The sequence below is a fragment of the Streptomyces sp. NPDC025651 genome (assembly GCF_055558735.1).
In genome coordinates, this window is sequence record NZ_JBVHLZ010000003.1 from 165,704 (window position 1) to 179,696 (window position 13,993).

The window sequence follows — 13,993 nt, forward strand, 5'->3', positions numbered from 1 at the left end:
TCCCGGCTCTCCCCTCGCTCCAGGGGCTTGGGCGTCCGGTCGGGACTTGGGTGCCCCGGTCGAGGAGCGACGCCGGACCTGCCTCCTGGCGCGAGGGTCAACTGCCCGGCGGCGGAGGCGGCTTCGGTGCCCCGCGCGGCGGTGCGATCTTCGCGTACGTCACCGGGGAACCGGCGGCGGCCTGGGCGGGACCCGGCGTCAGGACCTCGTCCGGAGGCAGCAGGGCGTCGCGGTGGGCGCCGGGGTCCCAGCCGGTCTCCACGACCCGTTTCTGGACGACGATCGCGCCGAACAGGATCGCCGCCCCGATCAGCAGCATCAGGACGATCCCGCCGGCCTCGCCCGCCTTGGCCGCGTAGCCGATGAGCGTGCCGAACCAGCCGAAGTCGGCGTCTCCGAACGTGGTGTTCTCCTCGCCGAAGGCGCCGAGGACCTTCAGGAGCAGGGCGGGCAGGAAGGTGATGAGGACGCCGTTGACGAAGGCGCCGAGGGCCGCGCCGCGCCGGCCGCCGGTCGCGTTGCCGTAGACACCGGCCGCGCCGCCCGTGAAGAAGTGCGGGACCAGGCCGGGCAGGACGAGCGCCAGACCGAAGGCCGGGTGGAAGACCCAGGCGAGCAGGCCGAGGCTGACGAGACCGCCGATGAAGCTGGAGATGAAGCCGATCAGGACGGCGTTCTGGGCGTAGGGGAAGACGATGGGCGCGTCCAGCGAGGGCACCGCACCGGGCACCAGCTTCCGCGCGATGCCCTGGAAGGCCGGGACGAGTTCGCCGAGGATCGTGCGGACGCCGAAGAGGATCACGGCGACGGCGATGCCGAACTGCAGGCCCTGCATGACCGACTGCATGACGTAGTCGCCGACGCCGCTCGCGCCCGCCGCCCCGTCGTCGCCGAACGCCTTGAACGCCTCCTCCTTGCCGACCTTGCCCAGGAAGACCAGCGACATGATCAGGTAGATGAGCACCATGGACAGGGCGGTCGCGACCATCGAGTCGCGCAGGAAGCGCAGCCCTTCGGGGAGGTTCATCTCCTCGGTGCTGCGGCTGCGGCGGCCCACCAACTGCCCGGTGGCGCCCGCCGCGACGTACCCGGCCGTCCCGAAGTGCCCGATCGCCACGCTGTCGTTGCCGGTGACGCGTTTGGTCCAGGGGTGCGCGAAGGCGGGCATGGCCACCAGCAGAATGCCGAGGAGTACGCCGCCGACGACCACCACGACCCATGACGACCGGCCCGCGATCGCCAGGACCATCGTCAACAGGGTGGCCATGAACAGCATGTGATGGCCGGTCAGGAACACGTACCGCAGCGGCGTGAAGCGCGCGAGGAGCAGGCTGATCGCGAAGCCGAGGATCATCAGCCAGGCGACGCGCGCGCCGTACTGCTGCTGGGCGATGCCGACGATGGCCTCGTTGGTGGGGATCACGCCGTGCGCCCCGGTGGAGCCCTGGATCATCTCACCGAGCGGGGCCAGCGCGCCGACGACGAGGGTGGCTCCCGCGCCGATGAGCAGGAAGCCGAGCGTCGCCTTGATGGCGCCGCCGACGATCTGCCCGGCCGTCTTCTTCAGGGCGATCAGGCCCGCGGCCGTGATGAGGCCGATGAGGTAGGCGGGTTGGCTGAGGATCTCGTTGACGAGAAACTCCGCGATCGACACGAGCCAGTCCATGAATTCTCCGTCTCCGTTCTCCGCGGCTCGGCTGCCCTCGCGCGCGGCTCTCCTGCCCTCGCGCCGTCAGACGTCGTACGTGTCGCGGAGCACGCGGTCCGCCTCGGCCGCGCTGGTGAAGTCCTCGACGACCTTCACCGGTACGCCGACGTCGCCGAGCGTCCTCGCGATCTCCCGCGAGGTGAGGATGGCGACGGCCTCGTTCGCCTTGCCCTTGGCCGAGATGGTGTCGGTCGCCTCGACGGTGACGTATCCGCTCCACCCCCAGCGGTCCAGGACGCCCTCGACGGTCTGCTTGAGGAACAGGCTCGTGCCGACGCCGTTGCCGCACACGGTCAGGATCTTGTGCAGGTCCCCGCCGCCGCGCGCCGCCGCCTTCCGCGAGCCCGCCTCCCCCGGACCCGCTTCCCGCGCTCCCGCATCCCGCGGTCCGCCGGACAGGATCGCGTGCACCTCCTGCGGCGTGGCCGCCTCGCGCAGGGCGCGCGCCGTGTCGGGGTCGGCGAGCAGCCGGGCGAGCGCGCCCATCGCCGCGGTGTGCTCGGAGGCGTCCCGCGCGGCGAGGCCGACGACCAGCTCGACGGGGTCGTTGGCCTCGTGCCCGAACTCCACCGGGGCCGCGAGGCGCACCCAGGACATCCCGGTGCGCAGCACGGCGGGCGAGGGCCGGGCGTGCGCGAAGGCGAGCCCGGGCGCGATGACGATGTAGGGCCCGTTCTCCTGGACGTTCTCGATCATCTCCGCCGTGTACGTGTCCGTGGCGGCGCCGGTGGCGACCATCAGGTCACCGGCGCGCCGCACGGCCTCGCGCCAGTCGGCGGCCGGGGCGTCCAGGAGGACGGCTTCCACGGGAAGGATCTCGCTCAGCGCTGCCATGCCCATGATTCTCGCGGACGCGGGGCGCCCGGCACTTCCTGGGCGCCGTTCGGGGACGCCCGGAGGCGTCCGGCCGCACTCAGCGGGTCGCGCGGACCTCCAGGCCGATGCGCAGCCGACGACCCGTCATGCCCTTGGCCTTGGTCACGCCGAAGGCGTACCGGTCGACGGTGGCCGTGCCGCGGACGGTCAGCCGCCTGCCCTCGGTGACGGCCGAGTCGACCGCCACGGCAACGGTCCTGGTGACCCCGTGGACCGTCAACTCCCCCTCCAGCACCACCCCTTGATCCGTGCGCCGGAGCCGGTGACCTCGGAAGTCGATCTCGGGGTAGGTCGCCGCGTCGAGGTAGTCGGCGGACAGGACGTGCCGGTCGCGCCGCCGCAGCCCCGAGTCGAACGTGTCCGTACGGATGGTGACGTCCACCGTCGACTCCTCGACCGGGTCGGCGACGACCACGGTGCCCCGGGCGAGAGTGACCGTGCCGCGCACCGGGACGAGCCCGAAGACCGAGCGCGTGCGCAAGCGTACGGACGATGCCGTCGTGTCGATGTCGTACGTGCCGGCCTCCGGCACAGCCAGTGGCCCCGTGCGCGTCGCGTCCATGAGTCCCACACCTTCCCCGTCTGCCGGTACCCCGGTCTTCAGCATGGGGGGCGCGGCCCGGACCGGGGAAGAAACGGATGTCCACTCCCGGCCGGTACAAATGTCACCGCTCGAAAGAGTGACGTGGCACCGGTTGGATGGCCCCAGGGGCGATTGGGGCCATGGCCTCACGCGGTACCACTGCGCCTGCGCAGTTCCCTCCCGCATGGCCACGAACGGAGACCCCTCGATGGCAGCGACAACACCTCGGGCCACCCGCCGCACCCGCCTCGGCGCGAAAGTGCTCGCACTGGTCGCCACGGCGACGCTCACGGTGGGCGTTCCGGCCCATGCGGGTGCCCCGACGGACGGGGAAGGCCCGCCGCACCGCGCCCCCTCCCCCTTCACCGGGCTGATGGCCCGTCAAGGTCCGGTGCTCGCCGTGAAATTCGACAACGCACGGAGTGCCAGGCCGCACACGGGGCTCGACCAGGCGGACATCGTGTACGTGGAGAAGGTCGAGGGCGGCATGAGCCGCCTGATGGGGGTGTACTCCGGCCGGCTGCCCAGGACGGTGGGCCCGGTGCGCAGCGCGCGTGAGTCGGACATCGAGCTCCTGCGTCAGTTCGGCCGGCCCGCCCTCGCCTACTCCGGGGTGCGCAGTTCGCTGCAGAAGGTGCTCAGGGACTCCCCGCTGTACGCCCGCCCGCACGGCCGCGTCCCCGGCGCGTACTTCCGTCAGTACGGCCGCTCCGCCCCGCACAACCTCTTCGCCCGCCCCGGCGCCCTGCTGCGCTCGGCGCCCCGTGCCGACCGCCCCCGCGACATCGGCTTCCGCTTCGGTCCGGCCCCGGCGGGCGGCACCCCCACCACGAGCAGGACCGTGAGCTACGCGTCGGCCAGTCACTCCTTCCGCTGGTCGCCGCGGCAGGGCCGCTGGCTCGCGTCCTTCGACGGCTCGCCCGCCCGCAGCACGTCGGGCGCGCGGCTCGGTGCCCGCACGATCGTCATCCAGTACGTGACGATGCGGCCCTCGCGCTTCAAGGACGTCAACGGCGCGGTGACCCCGTACATCGAGACGGTCGGCAGCGGCACGGCCCTGGTGCTGCGCGACGGCAAGAGCTACCCGACCCGATGGAAGCGGTCCTCCGCCACCGGCAGCACGACCTTCACCCTGGCCGACGGCCGGCCGATGCCCTTCGCGCCGGGCCAGGTCTGGATGGTCTACGCGGACCGCCGCTGACGCGGCGCTCCACCACCTCAGGAGAGGGCCGCGACCCGCCGGAACAGTCCGTCGAGCCGGTCCCCGACGAAGGCCTCCGGGCGGCACACCTCGTCCAGCCGTGCCTCGTCGAGGGTGACGCCCGCGGCCGTCGCCTCCTCGCGCAGGGCGCGGCGGAAGTCGACGTCGGTGTTCCAGGTGCGCAGCGCGGCCCGCTGCACCAGCGGGTAGGCCTCGCGGTCCCGTGACAGGCCCGCCGCGACCAGTTCCAGCAGGACGGCGGAGGAGTAGACGAGGCCGTGGGTCGCCCGCAGGTTCGCCGCCATGCGTGCCGTGTCCACGTGCAGGCCGGTCACCAGGCGGATCGCCTGGTCGAGCATGAAGTCCACGGTGACGGCGGCGTCCGGAAGCGCGACGCGCTCCACCGAGGAGTGGGAGATGTCCCGCTCGTGCCAGAGCGGGATGCCCTCCATCACCGGCACGATCTGGGCGCGGACGACCCTGGCGAGACCTGCCAGGCGTTCGCAGTTGACCGGGTTCAGCTTGTGCGGCATCGCGGAGGAACCCCGCTGGCCGCCGCCGAACGGCTCCCTCAGTTCACGCACCTCCGTGCGCTGGCCGTGCCGTACCTCCAGGGCGATGGCCTCCAGTGAAGTGGCAAGGAGCGCGAGGACGTTGACCCACTCGGAGATGCCGTCCCTGAGGACGACCTGGGTCGACGCGTCGGCCACCGCGGCGCCGAGCCGTTCGGCGACGAAGGCCTCCACCTGGGGCTCGATGTTCGAGTACGTGCCGACCGCCCCGGAGATGGCGACGACGGCCACCGCCTTGCGCGCGCGCCGCAGCCGGTCGCGGCAGCGTGCGACGCCGAACGCGAGGTCGGCCACCCGGTGCCCCCACACGTCGGGCTCGGCGTGGATGCCGTGCGTGCGCCCCACCCGCAGGGTCGCGCGATGAGCCAGGGCGTGGTCGCGCAGCAGGCCCACCAGGCGGTCGGCCTTCGCCAGGAGGATGTCCGTGGCCTCGGCGAGCTGGATGCCGAGGGCCGTGTCGACCAGGTCGGACGAGGTCATCCCGTAGTGCACGTACGAGGCGGCCTCGCGCGGCACGATCCGGTCGGCCCAGGCCGTCAGGAAGGCGATGACGTCGTGCTGGACGACGGCTTCGGCCTCGGCGACCTCCTCGGGGGTGGGGGGCCTGGACTCGCCCACCGCCGCCACGCAGTCGGCCGGGACGGCGCCGGCCGCGGCGTGTGCTTCCAGTACGAGCCTCTCCACGGCGCACCACAGCTCGTACTTGTGGCCGTCGCTCCAGACCCGGCCCATCTCGGGGAGGGTGTAGCGCTCGATCACGTGGCTCCTCCTCCCTTCACAGCACGTCCGCGAGCACGGTGAGGTCCTCGCCGATCAGCGATCCGTGCACGGCTCCGGCGACGCGCTCGTCCGGGTTCACCGCCACGGCGAGATCCGCCGCTCTGAACAGGGGCAGGTCCCCGGAGGAGTCCCCGAGCGCGAGGACGTAGTCCGGCGCGAGCCTGTCGAGGACCTCGCGCACGACCTTCTCCTTCTCGTGCTCGCCCACGTCGACGAGGGAACGGCCCGTGCAGATGCCGTCGTCGCACTCCAGGTCGTTGGCGAAGACGTCGGCGATCTCGTAGCGGCGGGTGAAGTAGCTGGCCATCAGCCGCAGACCGGTGGAGATCAGCACGACGCGGTAGCCGCGCGCCTTCAGGGCGGTGAACAGGGCGTCGAGGCCGTCCCACTTGGGCACCTCGTGGGCGATCTTCTCCACCTCCGCGTAGGCCCGCCCGCGGAAGAGTCCGGCGTCCAGGTCGCAGAACTCCTGGTAAGCGATGCGCCCGGCGAGGAACGCGTCGAGGTTGGCGCGCCCCGGCCCGTCCCAGACGCCCGTCTCCTCCATCAGGAACTGCCAGATCGACTTGTGGCGGGTGAGCGTGCCGTCGATGTCGCACAGGGCGAGCTTGGCGCCGGAGCGGGGCGGGGTGCGCAGGGGGCCGAGGTGATGGTTCGGCCGCAGCCGCGTCGTGCGGGGCTCGGCCATGTCCGGCCAGATCATGCCGCGCATCCCATCGCGGCGCGCAGGGACGCCTTGATGAGCATGTCGTCGTCGCCCGGCCCCTTCGTGACGCCGGCCATCCGCACGCCGAGATAGTCCTGGATGAACTCCACCAAGTCCTTGGCCTGCGACGGGAGTTCCTCGTACGTCCTGATGCCGGTGGTCGGCGTGCGCCAGCCGGGGAGGTAGGCGTACACGGGCTTGCAGTCCGCCAGGAGCTGGTGCTCCGGCTTGAACTCGTAGTACAGGTCGCCGTCCAGTTCGTAGCCGACGCACAGGCCGATCTCCTCGAAGTCGTCGAGCACGTCGAGCTTGGTGAGCACCACGCTCGTGTACGCGTTGACCTCCGCGGCCCAGCGGGCGTGCACCAGGTCCAGCCAGCCGCAGCGGCGCGGCCGTGCGGTGGTCGTGCCGAACTCCCGTCCCTGCTCGCGCAGTCGGTCGCCGACGGCGCCGTGGTCCTCCGAGACGAACGCGCCGTTGCCGACCATGGTCTGGTAGCACTTCAGGACGCCCACGCGGTGGGTGAGCCGGGCCGCGTCGAGACCGCTGCCGGTGGCCACCGAGTGCACGGTGGTCGGCGACGTGGTCACGTACGGGTAGATGCCGTGCTCCAGGTCGATCAGCGGGCCCTGGGCGCCCTCGGCGAGGACCGAGTAGCCGGCCTCGACGGCGGCCGCCAGGAAGCTGCGGGAGTCCACTCCGTGCGAGAGCAGCAGGTCGCGGTGGCCGCTCACCCACTCCAGGTTCCGCCGGACCTCCTCCTGCGGCAGGCCGAAGAACGCGACGTTGTCCCGGATGCGGTCGCGGACCAGAGCCATGTCGAAGAGGTCGTACACCCGTACGCCGATGCGGTTCACCTTGCTCGCGTTGGCGGGGCCGATGCCGCGGCGGGTCGTGCCGATCGCCTTGCCCGACTGCTCCTTGTGGGCCTCCTGCCGGGAGTCGGCCAGCAGGTGCAGCGGGAGGACGAGGTGGGCGCGGTCGCTGACGAACAGACGCGCCTTGAGGCTCTCGCCGATGCCTTCGAACTGCTCCAGCTCGTGCCGGAGGCGTTCCGCGTTCACCAGGACGCCGTTGCCGAGCAGTCCGACGGTGTTGGGGTGCCGCAGGCCGGAGGGGATCAGGTGGTTCTTGATCTCGACGCGCTCGCCGGACGCGTCCGTGAACACCGAGGTGTGGCCGGCGTTGTCGCCGCCCTGGGTGCGCACGATCACCTGGTGGGTGGCGGCGAGGCGGTCGACCATGGCGCCCTTGCCGCCGTCGCCCTGCTGGAGGTCGCCGACCCAGCTCACGCGCTGCGGCGCGGTCGCGGTGATCCCGGCCTCCGCCAGCGGGCGCAGGAGCGCCTCGGTCCGTGCCGCACGGGCCTCCCAGACCTCGGTGATCCCTGGCCAGACATAGTTCGCCACGACGGTTCTCCCTTTCACGAGAGCTTTCACGAGAGACGCACGAGAGGTGGATGGGTTGCGCAGGAGGAACAAGTTGCGCAAAAGAAGGCCGTTCAACCCCAGATCAGGGAGTCCTTGCCGTCGCTCTGGGCCGATGTGGCGGTGGCGGTCGGCGCCGCCTGCGCGGCGCCCGCTCCGAGCGAGAGGGCGGCGAACAGGGCGACGGTGAACAGGACGGCGCGGCTGCGGCGATTCATGGGATGCGGTGCCTTTCGAACGGAAGGTTTCAGTCCGGTGCGAAGGTCGGTGCCTGCCCGGCTGTCGGAGAGCTCGCGCGGCACGACACTGGGCCCCGCTGCCTTGGCGGCGCGGCCATCATGTCCGCGTCCCGAAGGCGTTGACCAGGGAAGATCCGTGTCCGATACCGGCTATGGCCAGACCCGGACAGGCACCGCGTCGGCGGTGTCCTCATCGTGGACCATTGGTATGAACCAAAGACGAGCTGTGCTTGAATCGGCCACTCAGGGGCGTGACAGGCCTATTGGGGGGTACGCGCGCATGTCCTTCGCCGTCCAGGACCACGCTGAGGTCCTCTACGCACGAATCGTCAGAAATCCGCAGTGGCACGCCGAGCAGGTCCGGGCCGAACTGTCCTGGTCCCAGGAGGAGTTGACGGCGGCACTGGACCGCCTGGCCGAGCTCAGCCTGCTGGTCGAGTCCGGCACGGCACCCAGCGGCTGGACGGTGCTCACACCGGACTCCGCGGTGCACAAACTGCTCGGACAGGCCATGCACAACTCGGTCGCCGTACTCAACGACATGTCGGACACTCGCCGGGCCGTCGCGACCGTGGTGGAGTCCTTCCAGCCCATCCACTGCAGGAACGTCTCGCAGGCGCAGATCGAGGTGCTCACCGGCGAGGCCGAGGTGACGACGGCGCTGGAGGACGCGGCGCACCACGCCCGTTACCGCGTGCTGTCCCTGCACCCGGGCAAGCCGCTGCGCCCCGAGATGCTCCAGGAGGGCCTCGACCGCGACGCCGACGTCCTGGGGCGGGGCGTCGAGATCCGCACCATCCATCTGGCGTCGGCGGCCTCCACGCCCCATGTCGCGGCATATCTGGGCGCGTTGGCGGAGCTCGGCGGCAAGGTGCGGGTCGCGCAGCTGCTGCCGCTGCGGCTGATCATCGTCGACCACACCCTGGCGTTCCTCGCCTTCCCGCAGTCGCTCACACCGCCCGGCGACGCGGTCACCGCCGTGCGGGTCCGCGGGGAGGTCCTGGTCGGCGTCTTCGAGGACATCTTCGAGCACTGCTGGAGCAGCGGTACGCCGCTGGCGCCGCGCTGCGGCCCCGGTGCGCGTGAGGCGGCCGAGTCCACCGCGTCCGTCGAGTCGAAGCCGGAGTTGACGGGACGTCAGCGCGAGGTGCTCCAGATGCTCGCCGCCGGCATGACGGACGAGGCGATGAGCCGCAAACTCGGCGTCTCCGAGCGCACCGTGGGGCGGCAGGTCGCCGAACTGATCACCATGCTCGGCGGCCAGAGCCGCTTCCAGGCGGGCTTCAACGCGGCCCGGATGGGCTGGCTGGAGCCCTGACCCACCGGCTGCGTTCCTGACCCACCGGCCTTCGGCCCTGCCCCGGGTGCGTCACCGGATGACGTGGTCCAGGACGTTGTCCAGGTGACGGCGCAGGTAGCGCATGAACGGCGTGCCTCCGGTGCCCACCTCGTTGGAGTTCGACGCGTCGCGCTGCGCCTGCTGCTGCACGTACTGCGCGGCGTAGCGCAGGTGCAGTTCGCGGAAGGCGTGCATCGACTCGATGCACTCGTTGTACGCCGCGACGGCCTCGGCCGGGCGCCTCTCCAGCAGGAAGCCGCGCAGGTCCGCGCGGGGGCCGACCTCCTCGACGAACGCCCGGTGGGCGGGCGGCAGATAGGCGCGCAGCGACATCATGTAGTCGGCGAGGGGGTCCTGTTCGTCGCTGATGCCGAAGACCGTGTCCAGGAAGGGCACGATCGCGCTCTGCGCCCCCGTCTCGCCGCTGAATTCCTGCGGCCGACCGCCGAAAGCCTCTACGCCTTCGTACGAAATGCCCTGCGGGAAGGCCGGGTTGTTCTTCCAGCCGAAGAGGAAGCGCCGCACGCGGTTGTAGTAGATGTACGGGTCGCAGCCCTCGGGCATGCGCGCGAGGACCGCCTGCATGGCCGCGAGGCTCTGGGCCACCCGCCGCAGCGCGTCGGCCAGCTGGTCGGCGTCGGCGCTCAGCACGGCGTCCTGTGCCCGCACCGCCGCCGACAGCCCGGGGCCCGCCGCGGCCTCGATGGCGATGTGCACCAGCACGAACCAGTCGTCGTCCAGGCCGCCCAGGAAGTCCTGGAGACGGATGATGTTCCCGAGCTCGACGGGCCGTTCGCCGTCCACACGCCGCCAGTTGTGCAGTTGCTGGGTGGCGTACGACAGGATCGGTGGCCGTCCGAGGCGGGCGGCCACCGCGGCCCAGGGCACCGCGATGTCGGCGGGCACGGACTGCGCGGGCGGCTCGCTGTCGTTGATCCACGCGTGCCCGAAGTAGGACAGGAGCAGCATGGCCCGCTCCAGCTCGGCGGGGTCGCGCAGCGCGTCGGTGTCGAGCTGCGGCACCTGCTCCAGGAGGGTCCTGGCTCGGCCGATCACCAGGTGCTTCGGCAGCTGCGCGGCGATGTCGTCCCATGCGGCGAACTCCTCGGGGAGGCGCACCAGCGGGTCCTTGGCGGGCAGGAAGCCGCGGACCGGGTCGACGTCGTACTTCTCCAGCGGGACGCTCTTGTCCGACGGGCCGCTCTTCTCCGGCGGGGCGCTCGGCATGCTCTGGTTCATCGCGGGCCTTCTGTGCTCAGGGTCGGGGTGGGCTCGGTGCGGCGGTCGAGTGCCGCGTAACCGCGGGCGATCGCGTACGTCGTACGGGACTCGGGCATCGGCCAGGTACCGGCCGAAGGTGCCTCCTCCAGGGGTACTCCCGCAGCGTGCAGCGCGCGGATCCGCTCGGCGACCGAGGCGATCAGGTCGCGCTGCTCGCACACGAAGTCGGCGTCGACGGGGGCGCCGTGCCCCGGGATCACCGTGGTGCCCGCGCCGAGGAACGCGCCCGCGGCGTCGAGGGTCCGGGGCCACTCGAACGGGAAGGAGTCGGGGCCCCAGATGGGCGGTCCCGCCTCCTCGACGAGGTCCCCGGCCACCACGACGTCCGCGTCCGGGACGACCACCCACAGGTCGCCCGCGGTGTGGGCGCGGCCGGTCCAGCGCAGCTCCATGGTCCGGCCGCCGAGGTCGACGACCGAGGTCCGCTGGACCAGGTGGGTGGGCCGCGCGATCTCCAGCCGGTCGACCTTGTCCCGCCATGCGGGGCCGCGGTCGGTGAAGGTGTCCAGGAAGAAGTCGACGGCGGGGTCGTCGGGGGTCAGCGCCGCGGGCACGGACTCGTGCGCCCAGATCTGCGCCGGCGGGGCGTGGTGCGGGGCCGCGAAGGCGATGTTCCCCCAGGTGTGGTCGAGATGGGAGTGGGTGTTCACCACCCAGCGCACGGGCACCGACGCGAACCCCGCGATGTCCCGCTTCATCTCCTGGGCCTCGGCCAGTGAGCAGCGGGTGTCGACGACGGCGACGCCCGCCGAGCCGACGATCGCCGTCACGGTCACGTCGCACGGCTCGTAGCGGCGCTGGAAGACTCCGTCGCCGACCTCGTGCCACGGGGTCGTCATGTCGCGCTCTCCTTGTTCTTGTGCGGCTCGTTGTTCTTGTACAGCTCGGTGCTCTTGTACGGCTCAGCGTTCTTGTACGGCTCGTTGTTCTGGCGCGGCTCGTCGTTGTCGTGCGACGTGCCGTCCGCCGCCGCGCGGTCCGCCCAGGTGGCGCCCGCGCTGGCCGCCACGACGCAGGCCAGGCCCGCCAGTTGGGCCGCCGCGAGGGACTGACCGAGCAGCACGAGACCGGCGAGGGCGGCGACCGCCGGTTCCAGGCTGGTGAGGATGCCGAAGGTCCGTGCGGGCATCCGGCGCAGGGCGGTCATCTCCAGCGCGAAGGCGGTCACGGGCGCCAGAAGCGCCACTCCTGTCACGGCCGCAAGGAGGAGCGCCGGGTTCTCGCTGCCCAGCAGCCCGCCGACGCCCTCGCCGAAGCCGACGGGGGTCATCACCACGGCGGCGATGCCCAGGGAGACCGCGAGCCCCTGGTACCCCTCGAAGACCGCGCCGACCGCCCGGGTGTACACGATGTACCCGGCCCAGCAGGCGGCCGCGGCGGCGGCCAGCGCGATGCCCGCGACGTCCAGGGAGGCGCCGCCGCCCGTCGAGCCGACGAAGCAGATCAGCGCCACGCCCGTGCCCGCCAGGAGCGCGCAGAGCCCGTGCACGAGGCGGCGCGACGCCACCACGGCCACGGACAGCGGGCCCAGGAACTCGATGGTCGCCGCGATGCCGAGGGGGATGCGGTCGACGGCCGCGGAGAAGAGCAGTGTCATGCCGCCCGAGGCGACGCCGAGCAGACAGACGCTCGCCCACTGCCGCGGCGTACGCCCACCGAGGGCGGGCCGGACGAAGACGAAGAGGAGCAGCGCGGCGATGAGCAGGCGGAGCCAGGACGTCCCGGACACGCCGAGCTGCGCGAAGAGCTTCGCGGCGCAGGCCGTGCCGGTCTGCAGGACCAGGATGCCGCCGACGGCGAAGAGCGCCCCGGAGCGCGGGGTCGTGGCGGCGGAGGTCGGGGGGATATCGGTCTGGTTCATGGCACCTTTCCAGGTCGGGCCCGTGGTGGGTCGCCCCACCACGGGCCCGTGCGAGGTCAGACCAGCGCCCGGCCGTGGTCGCCGTACCTGCGCCCGTCGGCGCGGCGCAGGTCCGCCGTCACGTTGATGCGGCGCAGCCAGCGGTCGGTGCCGTCGTACCGGGCCGTGAAGGGCTTGCGGCCGTGCACCGCGCGCTTGTTGTCGACGATCAGCAGTTCACCGGGGGCGAGCGACACGTCGCGCAGGCTCCGGTCGATGCCGGTGATGATCTCCTGGAGCGCGGCGGCGGCCTCGGGCTCCAGGTCGCGCGGCATGAACGCGGGGTCGATGCGGATGTGCGGGGCGTCGCGCTCGCCCGAGAGCACCGCGGTGCGCCGCGGCGTCTCGTTCATCCGCGCGATCTGCTCGAAGGCACGCGCGGACCAGTCGGATCCCTCGACGCCGGTGGTCTCGGCGTTGAACTGCGCCGTGTGCGACTCGTCGGGGAGGATGACGAACCGCTCCTGGAAGAGGATCTCCCGTGCGCGCTCGGAGAGTTCGATGTCCTGGACGGGCGCGAAGGTGGTCGGCACCTTGTCGTGGTTCCGCAGCCCGAGCAGCATGATCCAGTCGGCCCGCAGCGGGTGGAAGGCGTCCTCGTTGTGCCATTCCAGGTTGACGGTCGAGCTGGAGCCCAGCTGCTGGTGCTCGTGTCCCTTGATCGGGAACAGGTCGAGGACCATCCGGCCGCGCTGCTGGGTGAGGTACGAGACCGGGTCGCCCATCAGCGAGCCGAGCAGCAGCAACAGCGCGCCGGCGCGGGCGGCTTCGCGGCTCGCGGGCTCATCGGTGTACGCGGTCGGCGTCGGGCCCGCGAGGGCTTCGTCGACGGGCAGGTTGGAGACGACCATGCCGCCGTACGGCCGCCCGGTCAGCCGGAAGCGCGTCAGGTTCGCGCGCACCGACTCCGGCACCTCGTGCGCGAGGAGGGCGAGCCGCTCCAGCTGCTGTTCGAGCGGGATCCGCGGGGCGTGGTCGAGGATCTCCTCGGCCATGTCCTTGAGCCGGGAGCTCTCGGAGTCCGTCAGTTCGAGATACGGAACTCCGTCGGCGGCCCTTACCGGCAGATCCGCGGCTATGGGTGGGGCGAAATCGAGTGACACCGAATACCTTCCTCCACGCACTCCAAGGAGTGCGTCTCATGAGTGCGGGGCATGGGCGCGGCGGCGCGAAAAGCGACGTGGCATCGCGCCTTTTCGGCCAGGGCCGCGGCCTGCTGAATTCTGAACGGCGGCGCGTTCTTTAGTCCATCGGATCAGCGTGTCCAGAAGTCGTCAGGTCCGGAACCCGACACGGCTCTCCCCGTTCGGGCCGACTTTCCTGTGCTCGAATGGGCGGGCACCCCCGACACGCCGCCGACCTGAGGGCCTCCATGACCGCA

At 71.7% G+C, this 13,993-nt stretch carries 13 protein-coding genes; 2 read left to right on the forward strand and 11 right to left on the reverse strand.

Translation table 11 applies throughout. The annotated features are described in order from the left end of the window. Positions 1 to 97: 97 nt before the first annotated feature. The 3 genes from ACZ4D5_RS12985 to ACZ4D5_RS12995 all read right to left on the reverse strand — a co-directional run bounded on the left by ACZ4D5_RS12985 (position 98) and on the right by ACZ4D5_RS12995 (position 3,146). Positions 98 to 1,666, reverse strand: coding sequence for a PTS ascorbate transporter subunit IIC (locus ACZ4D5_RS12985; RefSeq protein ID WP_467772405.1), 1,569 nt, complete (start codon positions 1,664 to 1,666; stop codon positions 98 to 100). A gap of 66 nt (positions 1,667 to 1,732) precedes the next feature. After that, positions 1,733 to 2,542 carry a PTS sugar transporter subunit IIAB gene (locus tag ACZ4D5_RS12990; RefSeq protein ID WP_467772406.1) on the reverse strand — a complete coding sequence of 270 codons (810 nt, stop codon included), beginning with the start codon at positions 2,540 to 2,542 and terminating at the stop codon, positions 1,733 to 1,735. A gap of 79 nt (positions 2,543 to 2,621) precedes the next feature. Beyond that, the gene (locus tag ACZ4D5_RS12995) at positions 2,622 to 3,146 is read right to left on the reverse strand and encodes a YceI family protein (RefSeq protein WP_467772407.1); all 525 of its coding nucleotides are present in this window, start codon (positions 3,144 to 3,146) and stop codon (positions 2,622 to 2,624) included. Between the two features lie 229 nt (positions 3,147 to 3,375). On the opposite strand from ACZ4D5_RS12995, the gene ACZ4D5_RS13000 reads away from it, so the two are divergent. Beyond that, complete coding sequence (locus ACZ4D5_RS13000) at positions 3,376 to 4,368, forward strand: DUF3048 domain-containing protein (protein ID WP_467772408.1); 993 nt, start codon at positions 3,376 to 3,378, stop codon at positions 4,366 to 4,368. 17 nt (positions 4,369 to 4,385) lie between these two features. On the opposite strand, the gene purB is transcribed toward ACZ4D5_RS13000, so the two are convergent. The 4 genes from purB to ACZ4D5_RS13020 form a co-directional block, all read right to left on the reverse strand. Beyond that, positions 4,386 to 5,699, reverse strand: coding sequence for an adenylosuccinate lyase (gene purB / locus ACZ4D5_RS13005; RefSeq protein ID WP_467772409.1), 1,314 nt, complete (start codon positions 5,697 to 5,699; stop codon positions 4,386 to 4,388). 16 nt (positions 5,700 to 5,715) lie between these two features. After that, complete coding sequence (locus tag ACZ4D5_RS13010) at positions 5,716 to 6,423, reverse strand: HAD family hydrolase (protein WP_467772410.1); 708 nt, start codon at positions 6,421 to 6,423, stop codon at positions 5,716 to 5,718. After that, a complete protein-coding gene (locus ACZ4D5_RS13015; RefSeq protein WP_467772411.1) occupies positions 6,420 to 7,835 on the reverse strand; it encodes an adenylosuccinate synthase in 1,416 nt (471 codons plus the stop codon). The genes ACZ4D5_RS13010 and ACZ4D5_RS13015 overlap by 4 nt, the downstream gene beginning before the upstream one ends. A gap of 92 nt (positions 7,836 to 7,927) precedes the next feature. Continuing rightward, positions 7,928 to 8,071: a hypothetical protein gene (locus ACZ4D5_RS13020; protein WP_467772412.1), complete on the reverse strand. Its 144-nt coding sequence runs from the start codon at positions 8,069 to 8,071 to the stop codon at positions 7,928 to 7,930. Positions 8,072 to 8,372: 301 nt separating this feature from the next. On the opposite strand from ACZ4D5_RS13020, the gene ACZ4D5_RS13025 reads away from it, so the two are divergent. Next, positions 8,373 to 9,410 carry a helix-turn-helix transcriptional regulator gene (locus tag ACZ4D5_RS13025; RefSeq protein ID WP_467772413.1) on the forward strand — a complete coding sequence of 346 codons (1,038 nt, stop codon included), beginning with the start codon at positions 8,373 to 8,375 and terminating at the stop codon, positions 9,408 to 9,410. 51 nt (positions 9,411 to 9,461) lie between these two features. Here the strand turns inward: ACZ4D5_RS13025 and ACZ4D5_RS13030 are convergent, their stop codons facing one another. Genes ACZ4D5_RS13030 through gntD form a run of 4 tightly spaced genes read right to left on the reverse strand, consistent with a single transcriptional unit; the run spans position 9,462 to position 13,715 of the window. Then, complete coding sequence (locus tag ACZ4D5_RS13030) at positions 9,462 to 10,670, reverse strand: PrnB family protein (protein ID WP_467772414.1); 1,209 nt, start codon at positions 10,668 to 10,670, stop codon at positions 9,462 to 9,464. After that, positions 10,667 to 11,551 (reverse strand): MBL fold metallo-hydrolase, encoded by an 885-nt coding sequence (locus ACZ4D5_RS13035; RefSeq protein ID WP_467772415.1) that lies wholly within the window; start codon positions 11,549 to 11,551, stop codon positions 10,667 to 10,669. The genes ACZ4D5_RS13030 and ACZ4D5_RS13035 overlap by 4 nt, the downstream gene beginning before the upstream one ends. Then, complete coding sequence (locus tag ACZ4D5_RS13040; protein WP_467772416.1) at positions 11,548 to 12,573, reverse strand: EamA family transporter; 1,026 nt, start codon at positions 12,571 to 12,573, stop codon at positions 11,548 to 11,550. Before ACZ4D5_RS13040 ends, ACZ4D5_RS13035 begins: the two co-directional genes overlap by 4 nt. Before the next feature lie 56 nt (positions 12,574 to 12,629). Continuing rightward, complete coding sequence (gene gntD, locus ACZ4D5_RS13045; protein WP_467772417.1) at positions 12,630 to 13,715, reverse strand: guanitoxin biosynthesis L-enduracididine beta-hydroxylase GntD; 1,086 nt, start codon at positions 13,713 to 13,715, stop codon at positions 12,630 to 12,632. Between the last annotated feature and the right edge of the window lie 278 nt (positions 13,716 to 13,993).